22 protein-coding genes are annotated in these 26,293 nt (G+C 46.9%); 9 read left to right on the top strand and 13 right to left on the bottom strand.

The genetic code is table 11. The annotated features are described in order from the left end of the window. Positions 1-36: 36 nt before the first annotated feature. From oppB to AC2204_RS02365, 5 genes are all read left to right on the top strand, one after another. Entirely contained in the window at positions 37-957 is a 921-nt protein-coding gene (gene oppB / locus AC2204_RS02385; RefSeq protein WP_318923823.1) for an oligopeptide ABC transporter permease OppB, read from the top strand. Between the two features lie 14 nt (positions 958-971). After that, positions 972-1,883 carry an oligopeptide ABC transporter permease OppC gene (gene oppC / locus AC2204_RS02380; protein WP_318923940.1) on the top strand — a complete coding sequence of 304 codons (912 nt, stop codon included), beginning with the start codon at positions 972-974 and terminating at the stop codon, positions 1,881-1,883. 15 nt (positions 1,884-1,898) lie between these two features. Beyond that, entirely contained in the window at positions 1,899-2,864 is a 966-nt protein-coding gene (gene oppD / locus AC2204_RS02375; RefSeq protein ID WP_318923821.1) for an ABC transporter ATP-binding protein, read from the top strand. Beyond that, a complete protein-coding gene (oppF, locus tag AC2204_RS02370; RefSeq protein ID WP_318923820.1) occupies positions 2,864-3,853 on the top strand; it encodes a murein tripeptide/oligopeptide ABC transporter ATP binding protein OppF in 990 nt (329 codons plus the stop codon). The genes oppD and oppF overlap by 1 nt, the downstream gene beginning before the upstream one ends. Positions 3,854-4,036: 183 nt before the next feature. Continuing rightward, the gene (locus AC2204_RS02365; protein WP_318923818.1) at positions 4,037-6,172 is read left to right on the top strand and encodes a methyl-accepting chemotaxis protein; all 2,136 of its coding nucleotides are present in this window, start codon (positions 4,037-4,039) and stop codon (positions 6,170-6,172) included. 69 nt (positions 6,173-6,241) lie between these two features. Here AC2204_RS02365 and AC2204_RS02360 read toward each other — a convergent pair whose 3' ends face one another. The 7 genes from AC2204_RS02360 to rluE form a co-directional block, all read right to left on the bottom strand. Further along, positions 6,242-7,372 carry a ribosomal protein uL16 3-hydroxylase gene (locus tag AC2204_RS02360; RefSeq protein WP_318923817.1) on the bottom strand — a complete coding sequence of 377 codons (1,131 nt, stop codon included), beginning with the start codon at positions 7,370-7,372 and terminating at the stop codon, positions 6,242-6,244. A gap of 263 nt (positions 7,373-7,635) precedes the next feature. Continuing rightward, positions 7,636-8,781, bottom strand: a complete 1,146-nt coding sequence (gene norW / locus AC2204_RS02355; protein WP_318923816.1) for an NADH:flavorubredoxin reductase NorW — start codon at positions 8,779-8,781, stop codon at positions 7,636-7,638. A gap of 9 nt (positions 8,782-8,790) precedes the next feature. After that, the gene (gene norV, locus AC2204_RS02350) at positions 8,791-10,272 is read right to left on the bottom strand and encodes an anaerobic nitric oxide reductase flavorubredoxin (protein WP_318923938.1); all 1,482 of its coding nucleotides are present in this window, start codon (positions 10,270-10,272) and stop codon (positions 8,791-8,793) included. A 246-nt stretch (positions 10,273-10,518) separates the two neighbouring features. Continuing rightward, positions 10,519-11,886, bottom strand: coding sequence for an adenylosuccinate lyase (gene purB / locus AC2204_RS02345; protein ID WP_318923815.1), 1,368 nt, complete (start codon positions 11,884-11,886; stop codon positions 10,519-10,521). Positions 11,887-12,020: 134 nt separating this feature from the next. After that, the gene (hflD, locus tag AC2204_RS02340) at positions 12,021-12,638 is read right to left on the bottom strand and encodes a high frequency lysogenization protein HflD (protein WP_318923814.1); all 618 of its coding nucleotides are present in this window, start codon (positions 12,636-12,638) and stop codon (positions 12,021-12,023) included. Positions 12,639-12,652: 14 nt separating this feature from the next. Then, positions 12,653-13,768 carry a tRNA 2-thiouridine(34) synthase MnmA gene (gene mnmA / locus AC2204_RS02335; RefSeq protein WP_318923813.1) on the bottom strand — a complete coding sequence of 372 codons (1,116 nt, stop codon included), beginning with the start codon at positions 13,766-13,768 and terminating at the stop codon, positions 12,653-12,655. A 318-nt stretch (positions 13,769-14,086) separates the two neighbouring features. Continuing rightward, positions 14,087-14,737 (bottom strand): 23S rRNA pseudouridine(2457) synthase RluE, encoded by a 651-nt coding sequence (gene rluE, locus AC2204_RS02330; RefSeq protein ID WP_318923811.1) that lies wholly within the window; start codon positions 14,735-14,737, stop codon positions 14,087-14,089. Positions 14,738-14,879: 142 nt separating this feature from the next. Here rluE and icd point away from each other — a divergent pair, with 142 nt between their 5' ends. Further along, complete coding sequence (icd, locus tag AC2204_RS02325; protein ID WP_318923810.1) at positions 14,880-16,133, top strand: NADP-dependent isocitrate dehydrogenase; 1,254 nt, start codon at positions 14,880-14,882, stop codon at positions 16,131-16,133. Positions 16,134-16,462: 329 nt separating this feature from the next. Here the strand turns inward: icd and cspD are convergent, their stop codons facing one another. Continuing rightward, positions 16,463-16,684, bottom strand: a complete 222-nt coding sequence (gene cspD, locus AC2204_RS02320) for a cold shock domain-containing protein CspD (protein WP_107284559.1) — start codon at positions 16,682-16,684, stop codon at positions 16,463-16,465. Positions 16,685-17,552: 868 nt separating this feature from the next. Between cspD and clpS the strand changes: the two genes are divergently transcribed. Continuing rightward, positions 17,553-17,873: an ATP-dependent Clp protease adapter ClpS gene (clpS, locus tag AC2204_RS02315; RefSeq protein WP_107284560.1), complete on the top strand. Its 321-nt coding sequence runs from the start codon at positions 17,553-17,555 to the stop codon at positions 17,871-17,873. 47 nt (positions 17,874-17,920) lie between these two features. Next, positions 17,921-20,185, top strand: coding sequence for an ATP-dependent Clp protease ATP-binding subunit ClpA (gene clpA / locus AC2204_RS02310; protein ID WP_318923806.1), 2,265 nt, complete (start codon positions 17,921-17,923; stop codon positions 20,183-20,185). 170 nt (positions 20,186-20,355) lie between these two features. On the opposite strand, the gene infA is transcribed toward clpA, so the two are convergent. The 3 genes from infA to aat form a co-directional block, all read right to left on the bottom strand. After that, on the bottom strand, positions 20,356-20,574 hold the full coding sequence (gene infA, locus AC2204_RS02305; protein ID WP_006231244.1) for a translation initiation factor IF-1: 219 nt from the start codon (positions 20,572-20,574) through the stop codon (positions 20,356-20,358). Between the two features lie 216 nt (positions 20,575-20,790). After that, positions 20,791-21,483: an arginyltransferase gene (locus tag AC2204_RS02300; protein WP_318923804.1), complete on the bottom strand. Its 693-nt coding sequence runs from the start codon at positions 21,481-21,483 to the stop codon at positions 20,791-20,793. Between the two features lie 8 nt (positions 21,484-21,491). Further along, on the bottom strand, positions 21,492-22,205 hold the full coding sequence (gene aat / locus AC2204_RS02295; RefSeq protein ID WP_318923803.1) for a leucyl/phenylalanyl-tRNA--protein transferase: 714 nt from the start codon (positions 22,203-22,205) through the stop codon (positions 21,492-21,494). Positions 22,206-22,254: 49 nt separating this feature from the next. On the opposite strand from aat, the gene AC2204_RS02290 reads away from it, so the two are divergent. Beyond that, complete coding sequence (locus AC2204_RS02290) at positions 22,255-22,713, top strand: outer membrane lipoprotein (RefSeq protein ID WP_318923801.1); 459 nt, start codon at positions 22,255-22,257, stop codon at positions 22,711-22,713. Between the two features lie 43 nt (positions 22,714-22,756). On the opposite strand, the gene cydC is transcribed toward AC2204_RS02290, so the two are convergent. Both cydC and cydD read right to left on the bottom strand, forming a co-directional pair. Beyond that, the gene (cydC, locus tag AC2204_RS02285) at positions 22,757-24,478 is read right to left on the bottom strand and encodes a heme ABC transporter ATP-binding protein/permease CydC (protein WP_318923800.1); all 1,722 of its coding nucleotides are present in this window, start codon (positions 24,476-24,478) and stop codon (positions 22,757-22,759) included. Beyond that, positions 24,471-26,243, bottom strand: a complete 1,773-nt coding sequence (gene cydD, locus AC2204_RS02280) for a heme ABC transporter permease/ATP-binding protein CydD (RefSeq protein WP_318923798.1) — start codon at positions 26,241-26,243, stop codon at positions 24,471-24,473. The genes cydC and cydD overlap by 8 nt, the downstream gene beginning before the upstream one ends. Between the last annotated feature and the right edge of the window lie 50 nt (positions 26,244-26,293).

Here is a 26,293-nt window from a genome sequence, read left to right as displayed (position 1 = left end):
GCTTTCTGTCACAGATAAAAAATAACGGTACAGTTTATGATTAAATTCGTAGCTAAGCGGATATTTGAAGCAATACCGACGCTGTTGGTATTAATCACTATTTCGTTTTTCCTGATGCGCTTCGCACCCGGTAACCCTTTCTCGAGTGAGCGTCCGCTGCCTCCTGAGGTTATGGCAAATATCGAAGCCAAATATGGCTTAGATAAGCCGGTGTTTGAACAATACACCATTTATCTGGGTAATATTATTCAAGGTGATTTTGGCCCATCTTTTAAATACAAAGATTTCACCGTAAATGAACTGGTGGTTAAAGCACTGCCGGTATCGGCAAAAATTGGCTTTTTCGCCTTTATTTTTGCACTTGTGATGGGGGTAACTGTCGGCACTCTGGCCGCATTGAAGCAAAATACGTGGTTAGACTACACCATTATGTCGACCGCAATGGCCGGGGTGGTGATGCCATCCTTTATCTTGGCACCGGTACTTATTTATATATTCTCTATTAATCTAGGTTGGCTTCCGGCTGGTGGCTGGCAAGACGGCTCTATCAAGTTCTTACTGTTGCCGATGTTTGGTATGTCACTGTTGTATGTGGCCACTTTCGCCCGTATTACCCGTGGTAGCATGATTGAAACCCTGAACAGTAACTTCATTCGTACCGCCCGTGCGAAAGGTTTGAGCTATCCGTACATCATCATAAAACACGCACTGCGACCGGCGCTGCTCCCCGTTGTCTCTTATATGGGGCCGGCATTCGTTGGTATCATCACCGGTTCCGTGGTTATTGAAACGATTTTCGGCTTGCCGGGCATCGGCAAACTCTTTGTTAACGCTGCCTTTAACCGTGATTACTCACTGGTTCTTGGTATCACTATTCTTATTGGTACGCTGACCATTATCTTCAACGCCATTGTTGATATCGTATTAGCGTATATCGATCCGAAAATTCGTTACTAAGAGGCCTTACGATGATGTTAACTAAAAAAGACAATGTAGAGGCACTCGGAAAATTTTCAGAGAATCTGGAAATTGAAGGCCGTAGCTTGTGGCAAGATGCGCGTACTCGGTTTATGCGCAACAAAGCGGCAATGACAAGCCTAACTATTTTGTTTCTGATCACATTGGCCGTTGTATTTGGTCCGATGTTAAGTAGCTATGCCTTTGATGACACTGACTGGTATGCCTTGCATGCTGCGCCAAGTCTTGGCGAGGAAGGTCACTTCTTCGGAACCGATAGCCTGGGACGTGATTTATATACCCGTACCTTAATCGGCGGTCGTATTTCGCTGATGGTTGGTATCTTAGGTGCGTTAGTTGCCGTTGTTATCGGTACTCTTTACGGTGCAACCTCTGGTTTCATCGGCGGCCGTACTGACCGTGTGATGATGCGTATCCTTGAAATTCTGTATTCCATTCCATTCATGTTTTTCGTAATTGTTCTGGTGACCTTTTTTGGCCGGAATATCATGCTTATCTTTGTGGCGATTGGGGCGATTTCCTGGCTGGATATGGCGCGTATAGTTCGTGGTCAGACCCTGTCTCTTCGTAGCAAAGAGTTCATCGAAGCTGCCCATGTGTCAGGTGTTAGCCGCTGGAGAATTATCTCTCGCCATATCGTACCAAACGTTTTAGGTATTGTTGCTGTGTACTCAACCCTGCTGGTACCGCAAATGATCCTGACTGAATCATTCTTAAGTTTCCTCGGTCTTGGTGTTCAAGAGCCAATGACGAGCTGGGGGGCTTTGCTCCAGGAAGGTTCGCAAACCATGGAAGTTGCCCTGTGGCAGTTAATGTTCCCGGCTGCATTTATGGTTGTAACCCTGTTCTGCTTTAACTATGTGGGTGACGGTTTACGTGACGCACTAGATCCAAAAGACAGATAATTATAGGAAGTTATTATGAGCTTATTAGATGTCAAAGATCTACGCGTAGAATTTACAACACAAGATGGTATCGTCACCGCGGTTAATGATCTGAATTTTTCTCTGAATCTGGGTGAAACCCTGGGCATTGTTGGCGAATCTGGTTCAGGTAAAAGCCAGACAGTATTCGCGATCATGGGTCTGCTTGCTAAGAACGGTATTATTAATGGCAGTGCAAAATTTGAAGGCCGTGAAATTCTGAATTTGTCGGAAAAAGAGCTTAATAAGGTTCGTGCTGAACAAATTGCAATGATTTTCCAAGACCCAATGACTTCTCTCAACCCTTACATGAAAGTAAGCGATCAGCTTATGGAAGTGTTAATGCTGCACAAAGGCATGGGTAAGAAAGAAGCGTTTGAAGAAAGCGTACGTATGCTGGATGCGGTAAAGATCCCTGAAGCCCGCCAGCGTATTACGATGTATCCCCACGAGTTCTCTGGTGGCATGCGTCAGCGGGTAATGATTGCGATGGCATTGTTATGCCGTCCTAAGCTGCTGATTGCCGATGAGCCAACGACAGCATTGGATGTAACGGTTCAAGCACAGATCATGGACATGTTGAACGATCTGAAAAAGGACTTCAATACCTCGATCATTATGATCACTCATGATCTGGGCGTCGTCGCAGGCAGCTGTGACAAGGTCTTGGTGATGTACGCGGGCCGTACCATGGAATATGGCAAAATCGATGAGATTTTCTATAAGCCATCTCATCCATATACTGAAGGCCTGCTAAGAGCTATTCCACGTTTGGATACGGAAGGCGAAGAACTGCCGACGATTCCAGGCAACCCACCCAACCTGTTGCGCTTACCTGTTGGTTGTCCTTATCAGGATCGCTGCCATCGTGTTACGAGTCGATGCTCGCAGGAAGCACCTGAACTGAAAGCGTTTACTGAAGGCCGTTTACGCGCTTGTTTTTCTGATGTGGGGACGTGGTAATGGATGCACAAAAAAACCTATTGTTGGATATTAAAAATCTGAAAGTTCACTTTAATATTGCGCCAAAATCAGCATGGCCCTGGACTAAGCCTTTAAAGCTTAAGGCGGTTGATGGTGTCGATATTCGTCTTTATGAAGGTGAAACCTTAGGTGTCGTGGGTGAGTCAGGCTGCGGTAAATCGACGTTTGCTCGCGCGATTATCGGTCTGGTGGAAGCAACCGATGGTAACGTTGTATGGCTGGGGCAGGATTTGACCAAGCTGGATCGTGTCAATATGCGTGAAAAGCGCAAAGAGATCCAGATGATTTTCCAGGATCCGCTGGCATCGCTGAACCCCCGTATGACGGTGGGCGAAATCATCGCTGAGCCATTGAAAGCCTTTTATCCGGAACTCGCTGTTGACGATGTTAAAGCGCAGGTAAAAGCGATGATGACAAAGGTTGGCTTGCTACCGAATGTGATCAACCGTTATCCGCATGAATTCTCTGGCGGTCAGTGTCAGCGTATTGGTATTGCGCGAGCGCTGATTTTAAAGCCAAAGATGATCATTTGTGATGAACCGGTCTCGGCGTTGGATGTCTCGATTCAGGCCCAGGTCGTCAATCTGCTGAAAGCATTACAGAAAGAAATGGGGCTTAGCCTGATTTTCATCGCTCACGATTTGTCTGTGGTTAAGCATATTTCTGACCGCGTGTTGGTGATGTACCTGGGTAATGCTGTCGAAATGGGGGAGAGTAAAGCGCTGTTTGCCGAGCCTAAGCACCCTTATACCAAGGCATTAATGTCAGCAGTACCTATCCCTGATCCTGAGCTGGAAAGAAACAAGCATATTCAAATGCTTGAGGGTGAACTTCCTTCGCCAATCAATCCGCCGTCGGGTTGCGTATTCCGTACTCGTTGCCCACAAGCAACGGAAGTCTGCGCACAGAAGAAGCCTGAACTACAGGGTGGTGACATTCATGCGGTTTCGTGTCTGCATGTACACTAGTTTGAGCCTGTGACAGGCTTTAAGCGCGGTGTAAAAGCCGCGCTTTTTTTATACACTTATTACTTAATAGCTGCGGCAAGATGGATTATTGCCACAAGGAATACATAGCAGTCAACATCATCAGATTTGACGTCCTGATTGGTTATATTTTCTGCCAGCTAGATATATACAAGGATTGTTTATATGCGCTCACTTTCGGTTCAGTGGAAAATCACCCTCGTAGCAGGCGTTGGTTTACTGCTAACAGTATTTGTTTTAACGGGCCTTTCTTTTTACTTCTCCAGCCAAAACCAACAACTGGTCAGTGAGCAGACATTCTCTTCTTTGCGAAGTACGTCCCAAGAACTGGTTAAGGTTCAGTCTGAGCGCCAGGCTATTCATGTTCAGCAGTATATGGATGAAGCAATATACCGTGCTGAAATGCTGGCACAGAGCGTGCTCTTCTTAAAATTCAACGCGGAAGAGAACTATACCAATAGTGCTGAACTCCGCAGTTCACTCAATGAGCTATTACGCCGTTCGGTCAATGACTTTTCGAATGTTTATGCTGCTTTCGTGGTATTTGAACCCAATGCCCTTGATGCCGAGGACAATAATTACCATGATGCCGATTATGTCGGAGCTAATGGCACCGGACGCTTCGCGCCATACTGGTCGAAATCGGCTGATCAGCAAGCGGTGCAGCGTATTATTACAGAACAACAGATCCTTGATAGCAGTCAGAATACAGACGGTAAACCGGTCAACGAGAGGTTTACCTGTAGTTTATTGTCGCAAGATACCTGTGTGCTGAATCCGGCGTTTTCCGATGACCAATCTGGACGCCACTTGATCAGCTCGATCACAACACCATTGATCGTGGATGGTGTCGCTATCGGTGTGATGGGCATTGATGTTAGGTTAGATGTTCTTCAGCCTGTGATTGCAGAGGTTGATGGTAATTTATTTTCAAGTACAGGTAAAGTGAGTCTGCTCAGCCAGACCGGTACTATTGTAGCGTGGGATCAGGCTGTTAGCCGTCTCGGTGAGACATTTACCGATAGTGATGCTTTGCCTGCTTCGCTGTCTGGCTGGTTAAGGCTGGGGCAGGAATTCGTCGGTTGGAGCGACGATCAGCAATGGTTGATGGCTTATACGCCGGTGATATTAGGCAACTCTTCCTGGGGCATTGTCATTCAGTTACCGGCAGAACAAGTGCTAGCCGAAGCGATTGCATTAGATTATGCGATTCAGGGCCAGCGCTCTGCCTCGTCGACCATACAAATTATCGTCAGCATCGTGATTGCAGTATTGGGCCTGTTTATCGTGTTAGTCGCCGCTTCACGGTTGGTGGCACCGATTAAACAGGTGGCAGAGAGCCTGAAAGATATTGCTTCAGGGGAAGGCGATCTGACGCAACGCATTAGTATTGCTCAGCAAGATGAAGTGGGGGAACTGGCTCTCTGGTTTAATCGCTTTTTAGATAAATTGCAAAACACCATCGGGCAGGTGATCGTCGCAGTAGATGAAGTGGGTAAAACCGCCAATGAGGCAGCCCATGTTGCCAGCAATACCCGAGATGGCAGCCAATCGCAATTTAAAGAGGTCGATATGGTGGCTACTGCGTCGGAAGAGATGACGCAAACAGCCGCACAAGTGGTCGGACATACCGAAACGGCGGTAGAGGCGGCGAAACAAGCCGATGAGGCAGCACTTGATGGCCAGAAAGTGATCCAGCAATCGGCTGAATCAATGACCAGCCTGGTTAATCGGATGGATTCTGCGGTGCCGGTTGCGAAAGAACTGGAAAGTAACAGTGAGAATATCAATCAGATTTTATTGGTTATTGAAGGCATTTCGCAGCAAACCAACTTACTGGCACTGAATGCAGCCATCGAAGCAGCCCGAGCGGGTGAACAAGGGCGTGGTTTTGCGGTTGTTGCCGATGAAGTACGCCAGTTAGCTAGCCGTACGCAGGATTCTGTCGGCCAGATCCGTATTGTGATTGAAGATCTGCAACAGGGAACCAGAGATGTTGTTAATGCAATTGAAGAAGGTAACCAGCTTGCTGGTGATACCGCACAGCAGGTTAGCAGGGCTGTCCTGAGCCTCAATCAGATCACTGAGTCTGTAAGTGCGATTCAGTCGATGAATGAACAAATTATGCGAGCTGCAGAAGAGCAGCAAGCCGTTTCGGGTGAAGTGAATCGCAATGTGTCGAATATTCGCGAATTGAGTGAGAGCATCCTTAATCAGGCGGAAAACTCAGCCGATATCGGCCAGCGGTTGACAGCGCTGTCACATCGTCAGCAAGAGTTAGCTGGTCAGTTTAAGGTGTAATACCAATTCCCTTAAAACGGGGAAGGAGAGCATCACGCTGATGTTCTCCTTCAAATTACTGGTAGTGCGTTATTCTACCGGGTACCAGTAACCCAGGTTGATGAGTTGTGTCAGCAAGGCGAGGAAAGCCGGGTTATCAAGTTGCTTACCTAGCAATGTACGTGTTACTTGCTCTTCATCACAAAGGCATTTAGCCGCATCTTTACACTCTTCAGGCAGTTCAAAACGCTCCCCGTTAATATAAAGCACATGTGGTTCATCTGGATGATAAAAAGCGCGTAAGCCACCTAGGCGCTTAAATGCTTCGCCATCTTCTAAAAACTGATAGGTTTCACCGTTCTGCCAGGGTGGTTCCGATGCAATGATATCGAGATCATGACGGCTTTGGCTTAAATACTCGCCCATCCATTGCTTCATCTGCTGAGGGTGGTCCAGCAGGCTGCGCATCATGGCTTCAAGATCGGTATATTCAGCCTCTAAAATGGCACCGCAGTTATTGCGAGCTGGCAGAGAAGGATTATGGTAATGCACATCACCCAGATCATTGGCGATGACAAAATCAGCAAAACTGCTTAACAGTTCCTGCTTCTTCGGTGATCTGAAGCCAACAGAAAAGCTCATTGCGGTTTCTGTGGCGTAACCATCATGAGGAAATCCCGGCGGAATATATAAAATATCTCCCGCTTCAAGGATCTCATCGATAATCGGTTCAAAGCCTTTAATTTGTCGCAGGGCAGGGTGATGAAGTTCTTCGTAGTTGTCATCTTTTGGCCCTACACGCCAGTGGCGCTTTCCCGAACCTTGGATAATAAATACATCGTATTGATCGATATGGGGGCCAACGCCACCACCTGGGGTGGAGTAGCTAACCATTAAGTCATCAAATAACCAGTTCGGTAACTGGCGGAAAGGCGTGACAAGTTGTGCAGCCCCTTCGTGCCAGTGGTTAGCTGCCTGAACGACAAATGACCAATGATCTTCCGGAGTATTATCAAAATTGAGCGGGCCATGTTGGACTTCCCATTCCGTACCAATTTGGGCGATATAACGGGAATCGACCTCTTCTTCCATGGCCAGACCTGCTAATTCGTCAGGGCTTATCGGATCGATAAAGTCTTTAAACCCACCTTTAATGACCGTGGGCTTTTTTTGCCAGAATTCGGCAAGAAATTCATCAAATGAGAATGTGAACTGGTACATATATAGGCTTTTGATTGTTGAGCTAAGTGCTTATTATAGCTCAAAGTATTGCATGCTTAGCGAAATTTAAATTTGTTCTGAGTATATGATCTGAGTTATCTGGTGTTATTTACATTTTAACGGGGAATAGAGTGATGATAGTCATTCGATGTGGGATTATGGATAAGAAAAAAAGAGAGGCAAAAAATGCCTCTCAAAGTGAATTCCATTTCAGCTCTTTTCATATCTGAACAGAGCAAGCAGTGTACAAGTGGTGTATACAATTACTCAGCGGGTAACAGTCGCAATAAAGGGAAGGCGGCTTTGTGTTGATCGTGGCTGACAACAAATCCGACTAACTGAGCGGTTTCCTTATCAAAAGCTTTAGCTATCAGGCCATTTGATTCCGTAACAACTTCCCACGACAGATCTTTCTTTACCGTGTTGCCAGACATGTGGAGTGGTAACCAGGGCGTTTTGGCCTTAATCAGACTAGCCGGAAGACGAACCGGGGTCGGGGAGCCCAACAGTGTCTTTGCCAGTGCCATAGCACTTAACATGGCCGGCTGTATGAAAGCCCGAACTTTTCCTTCGAGCTCAGCGCAATCACCTAACGCATAGACGTTCGACGCCGATGTTTGCATTATCCGATCAACTGTTATTCCCCGGTCAGTTTCAATCCCCGATTTTTTTGCCAATCCAATATTGGGTTTCAGACCCATCGCCGCAATCACCGCATCTGTTTTGATATGCTCACTACCGGAAAGTGAAACAACCAGTTCCTGGTGGTGACGGTTGATAGCGGTCACGTTGGAGTTGAGTCGGATTTGCACGCCTTTCCCGTGCATCTCCTGAAATAATCCGGCACTAATAAATGGCGGCAGCAGTGTCGGCATCAGGCTTGATGCCCTATCACATAAGGTGACGCTCTTGCCCGAGCTCGCCAGATCCATCGCGATTTCCGTGCCGATCAAGCCAGCTCCCAGTACCAGAACAGATTTTGCACAAGCCAGTTTGTCCTGCTGCTGTTCATATTCGGTCAGGCTGTTTAACGTCACTATCTCGTCGATGGCATTTCCTGCAAACGGTGGAACCAATGCCGATGCCCCTGTTGCTAATACTAGCTCGGAGTAGGTAATCGCATTATCGCCGTAATGCACTGTCTGGCTATCGGTATCGATAGATTCAATCAGAGTATTGTTGATTAATAGAATGTTATTATCTGCCGCGAATTCACAGGCAGATTGTCTGATCAGATCATTGGCTGTTTGCTGCTTGCTGAATACATGGCTGAGCTCGGGCTTAGAGTACTCATCACCGCTATCGGCAGTAATGACCGTAATAGGGGTATCAGTATCGAGTTTTCGCAATGATTTCACTAACTGGTAAGCGGCAAAGCCGCTCCCAATAATTACAATGTGCTTGTCCATGATCTTTATTTACTCCGTAGGTTCGAATACTTCTTTTCCGATGCCACATTCAGGGCAAAGGAAATAGTCAGGTACTTCGTACCACGGTGTCTTTGGTTCAACATCCTGGTTAGGCTCGCCGAATTCAGGGTCGTAAACCCACTGACAAACAGTACAAATCATTTTCTGATCTTGCTCAGTAGTAACAGAGTGACTGGTATCCGTTTTTTTTGACTCCGAACGAGAGATAGTCACTGTTTCTTGTTGTGTTGAACCTGTAGCGGTAACCTCTGCTTCTGCCTGCTTTGGTAGCGGCTGAAGTGCCCATTCGCGCGCAATTTTGCGGCCATGTTCGCGGCATGTTTCCAGTGCATTTGAGTCTGGTCGCCATTTTGTTTTAAGGCTAACAGTGGTAAAGAAACCGGCATCCGTTAAGCGGGCATGAATACGGTCAACAGCACCGCCATTCCAGCCGTAGCTGCCAAAAGCCCCCGCTTTTTTTGCTTTAAAGCGCAGACCGGTAATTTCTTCTAGCATGCCGGCAACTTTAGGCATCATCACGTTGTTCATTGTTGATGAGCCGACTAATACACCTTTAGAGCCGAAGACATGGGTCAGAATTTCATTCTTATCATGACGTGAGACGTTGAATATTTTTACCGTCACATTAGGATCCGCTTCAGTGATCCCCTGAGCGATACCATCAGCCATCATACGGGTGTTATTTGACATAGAGTCATAGAAGATTGTGATTTTGTCTTCTTTATACTCATCAGCCCACTCAAGATATTTTTCAATGATCTGAGTAGGGTTGTCACGCCAAATCACACCGTGAGAGGTGGCAACCATATCAACAGGCAGATTAAAGCCAAGTACCTCGTGGATCTTCGCGGTTACCAGCGGGCTAAATGGTGTCAGAATGTTTGCGTAATAGCGCAGGCATTGTTCCATTAACTCGTTTTGCTCTACTTCGTCATTGAACAGGCGCTCATCGCAGTAATGCTGACCAAACGCGTCGTTACTAAATAACACCGCATCTTCTGTCATATAAGTCATCATGCTGTCAGGCCAGTGCAGCATAGGAGTTTCAATAAAGACCAGTGACTTGCCATTACCGATATCAATACTGTCGCCCGTTTTGACGGTATTGAAATTCCATTCCGGATGGTGGTGATGACCGGTAATGGAGTCAATCGCATTTTCAGTACAGTAAATAGGGGTGTTTGGGATCTTGCTCATCAGAACAGATAATGCACCGGCATGATCTTCTTCCGCGTGATTGATCACAATAAGATCAATTTCGTTCAGGTCGATCTCTTGCTCAAGTTGTTGGATGAAATCGTAGCTAAACTTATGATCAACGGTATCAATTAACACGTTTTTACCTTCACGGATCAGGTAACTGTTATAGCTCGTTCCTTTTAATGTTTTATATTCTGTGCCGTGGAAATCTCGAACTTCCCAGTCGCGTTGACCAACCCAGTGAATATTGTTCTTAACGTGAATAGACATATCATTAACCTGCACTTTGCTTAACATGTATTTTGATTGCATGTTATATCCAGGAAAGACTTCTTGCAATACTAAAGTTGCATAAATTATACATGTTATAAATATATTATTGATATATATGGTTTATTTTCAATAAAAGCTTTTTCAGTCTTTGTTGCTACAGAGGGAGGATAAGAATAGGGGGGATAAAGAAGGAAAAAGGGCCGGCAAAAATGCCAGCCCATTTCGTAATGATATTTGAAAGAATTACAGCTTGTCAGTAAGCTTAATTGCGTCACCGATGTAGTTAGCCGGTGTCATCTCTTTCAGGCGTGCTTTTTCGTGCTCAGGCAGCTCAAGACCGTCGATGAAGGTACGCATGCCTTCGCCATCCACACGCTTGCCGCGAGTCAGCTCTTTCAGCTTCTCGTATGGCTTTTCGATGCCGTAGCGACGCATAACGGTTTGTACAGGCTCAGCCAGAACTTCCCAGTTCTTGTCCAGTTCAGCCTCTAGTGCTGCCTGATTGACTTCCAGCTTGCTGATACCTTTCAGTGTCGAAGTATAAGCAATGATTGCGTAGCCACAACCGACACCCAGGTTGCGTAAAACGGTTGAGTCAGTCAGATCACGCTGCCATCGGGATACAGGCAGTTTCTGGGCAAGGTGAGAGAACAGCGCGTTAGCAAGACCCAGGTTACCTTCAGAGTTTTCGAAGTCGATTGGGTTGACTTTGTGCGGCATCGTTGAAGAACCGATTTCGCCCGCGATTGTTCTTTGCTTGAAGTGACCCAGAGCAATGTAGCCCCAAACGTCACGGTCAAAATCCAGAAGAATAGTATTGAAACGAGCAAACGCATCAAACAGCTCAGCAATGTAGTCATGCGGTTCGATTTGCGTTGTGTACGGGTTCCAGGTAATGCCAAGAGATGTGACGAACTCTTCGCTGTACTGGTGCCAGTCGATTTCCGGATAAGCAGAAATGTGAGCGTTGTAGTTACCTACAGCACCGTTGATTTTACCCAGAATTTCAACGTTTTCGATTTGCTTGAACTGACGTTCCATACGGTACGCCACGTTGGCCATTTCTTTGCCCATCGTTGATGGAGAAGCGGGCTGGCCGTGGGTACGGGAAAGTAATGGAATGTCGCGGTATTCCTTCGCAAGGCCTTTGATTGCATCGATAACGTTGCGGATCTCTGGCTGCATTACTTTTTCACGCGCTTCATTAAGCATGAGTGCGTGAGAAAGGTTGTTGATGTCTTCAGAAGTACAAGCAAAGTGAATGAATTCATTGACTGCGTGTAGTTCTGGTACTTCTGCAACTTTCTCTTTCAGGAAGTATTCAACAGCTTTAACGTCGTGGTTAGTCGTACGCTCGATTGTTTTTATACGCAGCGCATCTTCTTCGCTAAATTCAGCAGCGATGCGATCTAAAAACTGATTTGCTTCATCACTGAACGCAGGAACTTCGACGATAGCATCAGTAGCGGCTAGTTTTTGTAACCAACGGACTTCAACAATAGTGCGATATTTTAGCAGACCAAATTCGCTGAAAATGCTGCGAAGTGCACTTGTTTTACTTCCGTAACGGCCGTCTACCGGGGAAACAGCAGTCAATGCTGACAGTTCCATGTTGTCTCTCTCCTGATATTGATGAGGTTAGAACAGTATATGTAAATCCTTAGCTGTTCAGCTGATGAATAGCTAAGGATATCGATTAATAAACTACATTATGACTTATCACATAAGCGGGTAAGCCCGTAAAATTAACAGCGGGCGAGCAAGATCTTTGCTTGTTCAACCATTTGTTTCCGACCGAAGATCAGGTGACGACGTTTGCCGCCAACCTGGCGCCAAAGTACGGCACTTCGTACCGCTGCTAAAAGCAAAGCGCGTACTTTATGTTGTACTTGTGGCTGCTGAAGATGCGCAGGTGTACCGGTTACCTGAATTCTTGGGCCGAGAGGGCTGATAATATCCAGATAGATACTGGCAAGATTACTTATCATTTGATCATCTAATAACTCGTAATGATCCGTTTGACGTTTGATGGTATCAATACGATCGCCCAGCTGTGCCATGCTGTCACGTCGGCCGGATAGCTTGCGCTCCAGTGCCATAACGCTCACCAGATAACGCGTAATTTCATTACCCGATGGTGTGCTATCTATTTCGGACACTAAGGTTTCAAGACCAAGTCTCAGGTTGGCCTCATTACCATAAATTTCAACAGTATTTGAAGGATCTGTTACAGAGATACTGTTCAGACATGCTTCCAGTTCATTGCTATCACACGTGCCGTCACGGGCAATTGTTTGAACAAGCTTTATAGCCTGACAAATACCGGCAAATGCGATAGTTCGGTCATACAGAGTGTTTGCCACGAGTGCCTGCTCCTTTAGATTCGCTGCTCAATAATACCGCCGCCAAGGCAGATCTCATCTTGATAAAATACTGCGGACTGACCCGGAGTAACGGCAATTTGAGGCTCATCGAAAATCACTTTGATGTTCTCATCATCCACAGGGATAATGGTGCAAGGAATATCTTGCTGCCGGTAACGGGTTTTTACAGTGCAAGTCATTGGTGCACGAATTGGCTGACGATCAACCCAGTGTAGCTGAGAGGCGATTAAACCATTCGATTTCAGGCGTGGGTGATCTTTACCCTGTCCAACAACCAATACGTTACGCTCAACATCTTTATCGACAACGTACCACGCATCTTCATTGCCGCCACCGCCTTTCTGACCACCGATGTGCAGACCTTTACGCTGTCCCAGGGTGTGGTACATCAGGCCCTGGTGCTCGCCAATCACTTTGCCTTCATCAGCCGTCTCAATATTTCCTGGCTGAGCCGGAAGGTACTTACTTAAAAACTCAGTGAATTTACGCTCACCGATAAAGCAGATACCGGTTGAATCTTTTTTCTTCGCGGTGATCAGATCTTGCTCTTCTGCAATACGGCGTACTTCGGGTTTTTCCAACTCACCGACCGGGAACAGGCTGCGCGCAATTTGTTCATGGCTAAGGGTATACAGGAAGTAGCTCTGATCTTTGTTGGTGTCGACACCGCGTAACATCTGTGGCTTTTCGCCTTCACCGGTCGGGAAACTACGTCGAGTGTAGTGACCCATCGCAATGTAATCAGCTTCCAGAACTTCATCGGCGAACTCCAGGAAGGCTTTGAATTTGATCTCTTTGTTGCAAAGGATATCCGGGTTAGGTGTACGACCTGCTTTGTATTCAGCCAGAAAGTACTCGAACACATTATCCCAGTATTCTGCTGCAAAGTTAATCGTATGAAGGTGGATCCCTAGCTTGTCACATACAGCTTGCGCATCAGCGAGATCTTCTGCGGCAGAGCAGTATTCTTCATTATCGTCTTCTTCCCAGTTCTTCATAAACAGGCCTTCAACCTGATAGCCCTGTTGAAGCAATAAGTAAGCTGATACGGAAGAGTCAACGCCGCCGGACATGCCGACAATGACTTTTTTCTGGCTGTTATCTGACATATTTCTCTTAAGTCGCTAGTAGTGATAAGAGTGTAATTCTAACAGAAAGCTCAGGGCCGAAACAGACCGAGAGCAGAATCACACTTTAATAATTTTATCGTACTGAAAAAACGACAATATGCTGCATGAATACGCCTTTATGATAAAAACTCAAGGTCTTACCTTACAGTCACGCAAACGTTTGCTAATTGCTGGCAATAATAGTTGAACACGCATGCAATGTGTAGCTTTTTATGTGTGGACCCGTGATAAAAATCGGTCAGGAAATACCGGCAGCGAACGCTACCGGCAAGCAATATTTATTTAGCCGCACAGAGGTTAGTGGTCAGTTGTCGGTATTAAAGTCACTTCACGCCACTCGCCAGGGGCCAGATCATTAACTGTCCAGTCCGCCATCTTATAGCGGATCAGGCGCAAGGTCGGAAAGCCGATGTGGGCGGTCATACGACGTACCTGCCGATTCCGGCCTTCTCTCAACGTGATCGCAAGCCAGGTTGTCGGTATGTTTTTACGCTCACGAATTGGTGGGTTACGATCCCATATTTCAGGTTGAGTAATACGCTCAATATCTGCAGGTAGGGTTGGCCCGTCATTTAAGGTTACCCCTTTACGGAGTTGCTCCAGATCATCATCGCTAGGAACGCCCTCGACCTGCGCCCAATAGATTTTAGGTGATTTAGATTTTGGCTGAGTCAAGCGAGCCTGAAGTACGCCATCGTTGGTTAACACCAACAAACCTTCGCTGTCTTTATCTAACCGTCCGGCAGGATAGATGTCTTTTACCGGGATGTAATCAGACAGTGTTTTATCGCCAGGTTCACCGGAAAACTGAGTCAATACATTGAATGGTTTGTTAAATAAAATGATCTTTTGCGGACCGCGAGGGCGCTTTGGTTTATGCAGTTTTCTTGATGCTCTGCGCTCATTATTGGACCGTTGAGCTTGACGATAGGAGGTGTTTGGCTTCATAGGTAGCGTGCTGTTCTGGGGGTTGGTAATTTCGACGGTCCCATTATACGCTAAAAAAACTCAATTGGCGTGTTGGTAAAATTTCAAGTATGATTTGCGCGCATCTTACAAAAAGATAACAAATGGACGCTAGGAGATTTAAATGGATAGTAAAGTAGTTGTACCAGCTGAAGGTCAAAAAATTACACTTGACGCAAACGGTAAGCTGGTCGTTCCTAACAACCCGATCATTCCATACATTGAAGGTGATGGTATTGGTGTTGATGTAAGTCCTGCAATGATCAAAGTTGTCGATGCGGCAGTGAAAAAAGCGTACGCTGGCGACCGTAAAATTGAGTGGATGGAAATCTACACCGGTGAGAAATCAACCCAGGTTTATGGCGAAGACGCGTGGCTACCGCAAGAAACTTTAGATTTCATTCGTGAATATAAAGTGGCTATTAAAGGCCCGTTAACGACTCCAGTTGGCGGTGGTATTCGTTCCCTTAATGTTGCTCTGCGCCAAGAACTTGATCTGTACATCTGTGCGCGTCCGGTTCGTTATTTCGAAGGCGTACCAAGCCCGGTTAAACAACCGGAACTGACCGACATGGTTATCTACCGTGAAAACTCAGAAGATATCTACGCCGGTGTTGAATTTCAAGCTGGCACGGCAGAAGCCGATAAAGTCATTAAATTCCTGCAAGACGAAATGGGCGCAACGAAAATTCGTTTTCCGCAGCAGTGTGGTATCGGGATCAAGCCTATTTCTGAGGAAGGGACTAAGCGTCTGATCCGCGCAGCCCTCCAGTACACAATCGATAATGACCGTGACTCGTTAACGCTGGTTCACAAAGGGAACATTATGAAGTTCACCGAGGGTGCCTTCAAAGATTGGGGTTACGAAGTTGCATTGCAAGAGTTTGGAGCAGAGCTGTTGGACGGTGGTCCATGGATGACACTGAAGAATCCAAACACTGGCAAAGAGATCGTTATTAAAGACTGTATCGCAGATGCATTCCTGCAACAGATCCTGCTTCGTCCTGCTGAGTACGATGTTATTGCGACCATGAACTTGAACGGTGACTACATTTCGGATGCACTTGCCGCTCAGGTTGGAGGTATCGGTATTGCCCCAGGCGCAAACATTGGTGATGGCGTAGCGCTATTTGAAGCCACTCACGGTACAGCACCGAAATATGCCGGTCAGGATAAAGTAAACCCTGGCTCACTCATTCTTTCGGCTGAAATGATGCTTCGCCACATGGGCTGGACTGAAGCCGCTGATCTCATCATCAGCGCGACCGAAGCTGCCATTAGCAATAAGACGGTAACTTATGACTTTGAACGCCTGATGGAAGGTGCAACGCTTCGTAAGTGTTCTGAGTTTGCTAATGATATGATTGAGCAGATGTAAAAATTCATTTTTTACTCTCGTGATATGTAAAGGGCTCAGCTTCGGCTGGGCCTTTTTTGTTGGTCTTTAATCTGTCGGGTGCACTAGATTTAACTTGTTAATTAAAATGTTAATAATGACGGTGGGTTTATTCACTTTTTATTCAGTGGTCGGGAAGGTCTGACTTTTCGCTTATTGATGTATTACGTGAGTTAAAATGAGATCAGAAATAGATTACTTACATGTTAGTCAGGCGACGAATGCAGCTTGGTGAGAAGGTTGGTTCGTTTGATAAAAAAAGGCGAGCACATTGCCCACCTTTAGGATTTGATGCGACTTAACGTTGATGACTATTTTGCCGTATCACCGTCGAGCGGGACTATCTCGCTGGCATGGAAACCTTTAGGACCAGTCTGAACATGATAGTTGACCTGCTGGCCAGCTTTTAGTGTTCGATATCCATCCATCTGGATGGTTGAATAGTGTGCAAAGATATCACCATCTCCTCCTTCAGGGCAGATGAAACCAAAACCTTTGGCGTTATTGAACCATTTAACCGTACCTGTTGCCATGCTTTACATCCCTCTTGCATTCAAGTTCCATTCTGCATTAGTTAGCAAGGCTCATCCTCGAACTCTTGCATACTAATGCTATTTGATGCAGTTTATATCTACTACAGGTTACACTTTAGTAAAAAGTGCTAGACAGTCAAGTGCATATTGTAACATTTGGATAAAATCTTTTTTTATTAATCCGGATATACTAAGTGCTTCAACAAATGATGAAGATGAAATCATAAGCTTCGCCGCCCACAACCCGCGCCATATGGGCCCTGAGCCGATAATCAGAGACTGTTCAGAATCACTAAACTCAAATAAAATCATATTTGGTATCTATTTATTACATGTGCGCCACTTTTCGCTATTTGTGACAGACTCGATATTTAAGGGCGTGAATATAAGTTCATCGACAGAAAGCGCACCTTCGCAAGAGCCAAAAAGCCTTAAGATTCGCAGGGCAGCAGGATAGTGAACTTGTTTTAAACGGGTGATTAAACATTTGGTTGAGCTTCAAGGAATGTTTTTACCGTTTTTGGTTAAAGAGCACGATAAAGATCGTTGAGCTCAACGTAAAAAGGAAAAATGGAAATTGAGGAAATAGTTAATGCCGTAAAAAATCAGATTAAGCTGGCACTTGCCGATCAGTTTATGACAAACGTGGCCATATTGACTGTTTTAACAGGCTTAAACAGATAGGTGTTGCTGTAAAAATTAATTTGGTCATAGCCACCTTAGATTTGCTGGAATACAATTGGTGGATTAGTGTTGATGTATAGGTAGAGAAAAAGTGTCGCCATTTAGTCGCCATGGATTTATGCATTGATCTTTTAAGTTTTTGTTAATAAATGGCATTTGGATTCTTTAGCTATAAGATGAGATTATGAGTAAGTTATATGAATGGATTATTCCTGAGTCAGATGTATTAGATGAGGAAAAAACTCAGGTTAAACCACCGTCGATGTATAAAGTTATTTTAAACAATGATGATTACACTCCGATGGATTTTGTGATAGAAGTGTTACAGAAGTTCTTCTCCATGGATCTGGAGAAAGCCACACAGTTGATGCTTTCTGTACATTATGAAGGGAAAGCCATTTGCGGAACCTTCACCGCTGAAGTCGCTGAAACGAAAGTGGCACAAGTGATGATGTATGCTAGGGAGCATGAACATCCACTACTGTGTACTATGGAGAAAGCTTAAACTTTTTCCGGCACGCCATATTGAGTGGTATTTAGGGGAGGTGCCTTATGCTAAATAAAGAACTTGAAGCCAGCTTGAACGGTGCATTTGCACGTGCGAGAGAAAAGCGCCATGAGTTTATGACCGTTGAGCATTTACTGTTGGCCTTACTAGAAAACGTCGCCGCTCAAGAAGCGCTGTTAGCGTGCCGCGCTGACCTTGATGTTTTACGCAAGGAGCTTGATTCATTCATCGAGCAGACCACACCGCTCATTCCTATGGATGATGAGAGCCGTGAAACGCAACCAACACTAAGCTTTCAGCGTGTTCTGCAGCGCGCTGTTTTCCATGTCCAATCATCGGGTCGCAGTGAAGTCACGGGTGCTAATGTGCTTGTTGCCATTTTCAGCGAGCAAGAATCTCATGCCGCTTATCTACTGAAGAAAAGTGACATTAGCCGTTTAGATGTGGTCAATTTCATTTCGCACGGTACTGTCAAGGACAGTGACAACGATGATTTGGGTGGTTCGGATGTCGGAGGGGAAGAACCTCGCGCTGAACAAGGCTCAGAAGACAAGCTGGAAAACTTTGCAACTAACCTGAACCAACTGGCCCGTGCCGGTGGTATTGATCCGTTAATTGGCCGAGATAGCGAACTTGAACGCACCGTTCAGGTTCTGTGTCGCCGTCGAAAAAACAACCCATTACTGGTCGGTGAGGCCGGTGTCGGTAAAACCGCCATCGCTGAGGGGCTGGCATGGCGTATTGTTGAAGGCCAGGTTCCTGAAATTATTCAAGACTGTGTTATCTATTCATTGGATATTGGTTCTTTGCTAGCAGGAACGAAATATCGTGGTGACTTCGAGAAGCGCTTTAAAGGTATTTTGAAACAGCTTGAAAAAGAAGCTCACGCGGTTCTGTTCATTGATGAAATTCATACCATCATCGGTGCAGGTGCTGCGTCTGGCGGTCAGGTAGACGCCGCCAACCTCATCAAGCCGTTACTGAGCAGCGGAAAAATTCGCTGCATGGGGTCAACGACTTACCAGGAATACAGCAATATTTTTGAGAAAGAGCGTGCGTTGGCTCGTCGTTTCCAGAAGATCGATGTTATTGAGCCTACGATCGATGACACCACTAAAATATTGATGGGCCTGAAGCCCAAATACGAAGCACACCACGATGTACGCTATACCAATAAAGCGATTCGTGCCGCGGTCGAATTGTCAGCGAAATACATCAATGAACGTCATCTGCCTGATAAGGCAATTGATGTGATAGATGAAGCCGGCGCCCGCTGTCGCCTTGCGCCTGCGAGTCGCCGTAAGAAAACCGTTAACGTTAGCGATATCGAAGCGATGATCGCTAAAATGGCACGTATTCCTGAAAAATCAGTGTCATCGAGTGACCGTGATGTCCTGAAGAATCTGGATAGTAAGCTGAAGATGCTGGTGTTTGGACAGGATCCGGCTATTGATGCGCTGACTGAAGCGATCAAGTTAAGTCGTGCCGGTTTGGGGGCTGAGAATAAACCTGTCGGTTCATTCCTGTTTGCGGGCCCTACCGGGGTAGGTAAAACGGAAGTAACCGTTCAGCTGGCGCGTACTTTAGGTATTGAGTTGCTGCGTTTTGATATGTCGGAATATATGGAACGACATACCGTTAGCCGTTTGATTGGTGCGCCTCCCGGTTATGTCGGTTATGACCAGGGTGGACTGCTCACTGATGCGGTTATTAAGCAGCCGCACTCGGTCGTATTGCTTGATGAAATTGAAAAAGCGCACCCTGATGTGTTTAACCTGCTACTTCAGATAATGGATAACGGGACATTAACGGATAATAACGGTCGTAAAGCCGATTTTCGTAATGTCATCTTTGTTATGACTACCAATGCCGGTGTCACGGAGACAGTGCGTAAGTCGATTGGTTTGATTCAGCAAGATCACAGCCTGGATGCGATGTCGGAAATTAAGCGTGTGTTTACACCAGAATTTCGTAACCGTTTAGATAGCATCATTTGGTTTAACAACCTTGATAAAGAGGTTATTTCTCAAGTGGTCGATAAGTTCATTGTTGAGTTGCAAGCCCAGCTTGATGCCCGTGGCGTTTCGATGGAAGTCTCTGATAGTGCTCGTGTCTGGCTGGCAGAGAAAGGGTATGACAAGAGCATGGGGGCACGTCCGATGGCCCGACTCATTCAAGACCGCCTCAAGAAGCCTTTGGCCAATGAATTGTTGTTTGGTTGCCTGGTAAACGGCGGTTCGGTACGGGTTGATTACATCAATGGCGAACTCGATTTCCATTTCAATAGCGAAATGGAACCTGCGCATTAGCCAGTGCTTTTACCAACAACTGTTTTCAACAATACAAACGAAATAACCGCTGAGAGGTGGTTATTTTTTATCTGCCGATGTAGATAGGTATTAGGTGAACACTAACAACAGACAAAATAAAACCCGGCAACTGGCCGGGTTTCACAGTATTCTTTAATCTCGTTTTAAGATTAACGTGCGCGGAAGACGATGCGGCCTTTAGTCAGGTCGTACGGAGTCAGTTCCACGGTAACCTTGTCACCAGTCAGAATACGGATATAGTTCTTACGCATTTTACCAGAGATGTGAGCGGTAACTACGTGACCGTTTTCCAGTTCAACGCGGAACATAGTGTTAGGCAGTGTATCTTGTACAGTACCTTGCATTTCAATTACGTCTTCTTTTGCCATTGAATCCTCTTAGGCTACCTGCCATTCTTCTGATCGGGCAGAATAATGCCTTTAAACTGTTTAAGTGTAAAGTTTAGGCCGCAATTCTACCCTTGCCTGTACTCTTTGTCAGCTTTTGTTACCGACTAAAGTTCATTTTACCCTGATTTTGTCGAAATACACATATTAGGTAACGGTTAAGTGTACTAATTTCAGTCAGGATGGCGATGTTACTGGCTATTCCTGCCATCGCCCCTGAATTAATTTTTGGTGTGGCTTAAATCTGATTTTGTAATTCATCGCCTTGCAGGCATCAATTTGATAGCCGGGGTAGAGCCACTTTCGTCCGGTCTGCTGGCAGTATTGAATCTGGAATAATACACACAGAGTACCCAGCGACAGCGTCGAGTCCGGTTCGAAAAAGCTATATACCGCGCTTAGCGCATCAACAAACACGTCAGTAACGGCAATGGCAACCAGAGTGTCGTCCTCATAGACGTGAAGAAAAAGCGTGTCCATCCATTCGGCGGTGCAGAAATCAAAGAACTGTTGTTTGTTCGCGGGATACATGGCGCCTTCAGCATGACGTAACCGGATGTACTTTTCATACAGCGTGAACCAGTTGTCATCTAACTTGGCTTTAAATTCCCAGCGCAGCTTCTTCATCTGATTGAGCTGGCGCTTCTGACTTTTCGATGGTGTGAAACATTGGCAATCAACACGGATTGGGGTACAGGCCGTACATTGTTCGCACATGGGTTTATAGACAGCGCAGCCGCTGCGACGATAACCTGAAGCTAACAGTACGCTGTAACCTTTGGCTGAAAGCCAGTGTTGGTCCATTACCACGCCCAGTTGCTCTTGTTTGCCGGGCAGATAGTTACAATAAGAAAAGGGAGTTAAACCAATTCGTAAAGAGAGGTTATTCATAGACGCCTTTATTCTGCTGGGACCAGCAACTCTTGTGCTGTGTAGCAGCCGGTTTTAAGTATTGCATCTCTATCCCGATGCAATTGTTGCATGAACGGACGACGTTCAATTTCGACAGCACCTAATGATTCTAGATGGTCATTCATGATTTGGCAGTCGATTAAGCTACCGCCGTGCGCGGTGAAGTGGCGACAGAAAAACCATAGCGCGATCTTTGACGCATTGTCTGCCAGCGAGAACATCGATTCACCACAGAAGATTGTCCCGACTTGTAAGCCATACAGGCCACCGACCAGCTTGCCCTGATCCCACACTTCGACGGAGTGGCAATAGCCGAGATTATGCATGACTTGATAAGCTTGCATCATGCTGGCCGTTATCCAGGTGGCGTCCGGCCCCCGGCTGGCGGCGCATTGACGGATCACTTCATGACAGGCTTTATTCAGCGTGATTTGGTATCCTGATTTACGGTAAAATTTACGCAGGCTTTTGCTCGGTCTAAACTTGTCTGGAAGGAAGATCGCCCGGGGAGCAGGGCTCCACCATAAAATAGGCTCGCCATCAGAATACCAGGGGAAGATCCCTTGTCGATAAGCAGACACCAAACGTTCAGGCCGTAAGTCTCCGCCAAAAGCCAGTAAGCCATTGGGATCGTCAAGAGCGGTTTCCGGGTTAGGGAAATGCGTATCAACCGGGTCTAATTCCGGCAGGTAAATAGCCATAGAAACTCAATTATTCAGTTTAATATTAGGGCCTGTGGGGAAATTATATATGAGAACGTTGTTAATGTTACTGTTATTGCTGCCACTGACTTTAACGGCAGCGCCATACAACCGTAATGAAGCCCGTGCTGTTAACAAGATAGTCTTCGGCCAAGTCGATACTGTTCGCTATATCACCCAGCAGGAAGTGATTAACTCGCGGCATAACGGCTGGGAAACCTTATTGGGTGGCGTGGTGGGAGGCTTGATTGGCAATCAGTTTGGTGACGGTACAGGCCGTGAGGTTGCAACGGCTGTCGGTGTTGTGGCCGGAGCCAGCATTGCGCATAATCGCCAGCCTGGTCAAACAGTCGTTGAATATCGCCTGGTGGAAATATTGATTAAAACCGATGACGGAAAATTGATTGATGTGATTCAGGATGTCGACCAGAGTATGATTTTCGGCCGGGGTGACAATGTGCGAATTCTCTATTTCAATGAAGGGGTACGGGTGGATAAGGTTTTTTAAAAACGAGGAACTCTCATTCCTCGTTTTTCTCAATTATCAAACCTTAAATACGATTGCACAATTCTGAATAACGGCCGCCTGCCGCCAACAGTTCTTTGTGCTTCCCGTGTTCAATGATTTCGCCTTCATCCATCAGGCAAATCTGATCCATCTGTTCCAGACCCACCAAGCGGTGGGTGATAAACAGAACGGTTTTGTTTTTGGCATGCTCCAGTAGCAGGTTCAGGATCTGCTGCTCGGTACGGCGATCCAGCCCTTCTGTCGGTTCATCGAGCAGCAGGATCGGTGCATCATGTAACAGTGCACGGGCAATACCTAAGCGACGGCGTTCACCACCCGAGATCTGGCGTCCCCCATCACCGAGCCAGGTATCTAACCCCTTACCGTCAAGCAGCACTTGCAGACCGACGCTATTCAGCGCCGCGATAAACTCTTCGTCACTACCTTCCGGTTTTGCCAGTATCAGGTTTTCACGCAATGAGCCGTTAAACACGTCAACGCGCTGGCTGACGACGGTCACGGCTTTCCGGAGTGAGTCTTCATGCCAATCCGGCAGTACCACGTCATCAATACGGATTTGGCCCTGTTGCGGATCCCAGTTTCGGGTCAGAAGCTGAAGCAGAGTAGATTTACCGCAACCAGTACGGCCAAGCAGTGCCAGCTTTTTCCCTTGTTTCAGACTGACGGACACATTGTTCAGTACCGGTTGGTCACTGCCGTAATAGGTATAACTGATATTATCAATAGTGATATCACCCTTCACTGCAGCCTGATGGCCATTTGGATCAAATAGCGTGTCCGGTGTGGCTTCGATGATTTCGTTCAGGCGACGAGCCGATGTCAGGGTCTGCCCCAGATACTGGAAGGCACCCGCAACAGGCATCATCAGCTCAAAGCTGGCCATCGTGGCAAAGGCAACCATGGCGACGAAAGGATCGGGGGCAGCACCACCGACACCGTCAGCGGCAATCCAGATAATCAGTACCAGGGTCCAGCCCGTTGCTGCCATCAGGATGGCATTGGCTAATCCGGTCAGGCTGGCCATCCGGCGTTGCGCTGCCAGCAATAACTGCTGTTCATCTTCTGCCTGCTTGCGGTAGCGTTCTTCCGCATTGAACAGCAATAATTCTGCGTGTCCCTGCAACCAATCCAGCAGCTTAATACGATAGTTGGCTTTGGCATAGGTTAGCGCGGCACCGTTGGATTTACCCAGGCGGTAGAAAATCACTGGCAGAGCTAGCATCAATGTCAGCAGGATAGCTCCCAGGGTCAGGCCGATCGTTAAATCAAACCAGGCCAGAAAGCCGGTGATCGTAAGCAGACCGATAATGCCGATAGTCAGCGGGCTGATCAGGCGCAGGTAAACGTGGTCCATCGCATCGACATCTGCCACCAGACGGTTTAGCAAGTCTGCATCTCGTAAGTTAGCCTGACGGCCCGGAATTAAGGGGGTCAGCTTTTTGAAAAAGAACAGACGCAGATCGGCCAGTAATTTAAAGGTGGCATTATGGCTGACCACACGCTCCCCCCAGCGGCCTGCGGTACGGGCAATTGAGAACCCGCGAACCCCGGCTCCGGGCAGCATGTAGTTGAACGTTTCACGGGCAATAGTTAAGCCTGCAACCGCCGAAGCGGAAATAAACCAACCGGAAAGGGTTAACAGACTCATTGCCGCAAGCAAGGTCGCCAGACCTAATAGCATGCCCAGAGTCAGGCCGAACCAGTGTTTACGGTAGAGCTTCAGGTAAGGGATTAAATCACGCATTGAGATCCCTCTTATCGGTATGGGAAAGCATGTCGGCGAGTAAACCTTCATGACTGATTTGATCGAAATGACCGTTCTGAACCAGCTTACCGTCTTCTAATACCAGAACACGGTCAATGGTCGATAACTGATCTAGGCGGTGGCTGACCATTAACGTTGTTTGGCCTTGTACGGCTTGGCTCAGGCTTTTCAGCACCAGTTTTTCACTGTTAGCATCAAGACTCGCGGTGGGTTCGTCTAAGACCCAAAATGCACCGCTTTGCAGCATGGCACGGGCAACAGCAATACGCTGTGCCTGACCTACAGATAAGCCTCCGGAGCGATCACCGACATGGTGTTGGTAGCCCTTTTCGAGACGGTTGATAAACTCGTCTGCATAGGCCTGTTTTGCTACCAGGCCAACATGCTCATCGGTTGCCAGCGTGTTGCCTAGGGTGATGTTGTCATGGACAGTGCCATGAACGAGCAGCGGGTTTTGTCCCACCCAGCTAATCGCCTGACGCCACTCGCTGTGATCCAGCTCTTTCAGTTCGATCCCGTTGATTTTCAAGCTGCCGCGATAAGGCAGGAAACCGAGCAGGGCATTAAGCAGGCTGGTCTTACCCGCGCCGCTAGGTCCGACCAGAGCAACCTGTTCGCGGGCCAGAATATCGAAGCTTAACGGGCCGGCAAGAACCTGACCCTGAGGGCTCAGTACTTCCAGATCGCTTACCCTGATTTCGATGGTTTCCGGTGACGGCAGTTCTTTGTCACCAGCGGCCATTTCGTCGGCTTCAACGTTAAGAAACTCAACGATCGATTCTGCAGCACCGATAGCCTGGGCCTTAGCGTGGTAGAAGGTACCCAGATCACGCAGTGGCTGGTAGAACTCGGGAGCTAAGACGAGGACAAAAAGGCCGGTAAACAGCGAGATTGGTACACCATAGTGGCCGAAATTTAATTCACCGATAAACGAGAAACCAAAGTAAACGGCAACGATAGCAACCGAAATGGCGGAGAAAAACTCCAGTACTGCAGACGACAGGAAGGCGAGACGCAATACTTCCATGGTGCGTTTACGCAACACATGCGAGGCGGTATGAAGGTTTTCAGCTTCTGCATCCGCGCGGTTAAATAAACGAAGGGTAGACAGCCCTTGCAAACGATCGTAAAAGTGGCCGGAAAGGCGCTGTAATGCTTTAAAGTTACGTCGGTTAGCATCTGCTGCCCCTAAGCCGACTAACGCCATAAACATTGGTACAAGCGGAGCTGTGATTAAAAAAATCAAGCCTGCAGCCCAGTTTATAGGGAAGACTGTCACCAGGATGACGACAGGAACCAGTACCGCAATCGATATCTGAGGGAGGTAGCGAGCAAAAAAATCTTGCATCTCTTCGACTTGCTCAAGAACCAGGCTGGCCCAGGCACCGGCTGGTTTGCCTTTGATGTAAGCCGGTCCCAGACTGTGCAGGCGGTTTAAGATCAGCCGGCGGATATGGAGCCGAATTTGTTCGCCGCAGCGGTAGCCGAAAATTTCCCGCCCCCAGCTGCAAGCTGCGCGTAAGCCTACAATGGCGATCAGGCCGACAAACTGGCTGACGAGTTCATACTTGTCGGTGTGTTCTATGATCAGTTGGTGGAGTATATTGGCTAATAGCGCAGCTTGGCCGACTAAGAGCACCCCTGAAAGGAAACCAAGCCCGACACTCAGCATAAGCCAGCGTTTGGCTAACTTGCTTTGTGATTTTAACCACTGGGTTAAATCACGTTGTAATTGTTTATCCATAAAAAAGGTATCGTTGTTAAACGGTGCGCTGCAGTATGCAGGCAGATGTT

The sequence above is a fragment of the Photobacterium sp. genome (genome assembly GCF_057456235.1).
The sequence above is the reverse complement of the archived record's forward strand: the minus strand, read 5'-3'. Positions and strand labels throughout refer to the sequence as shown.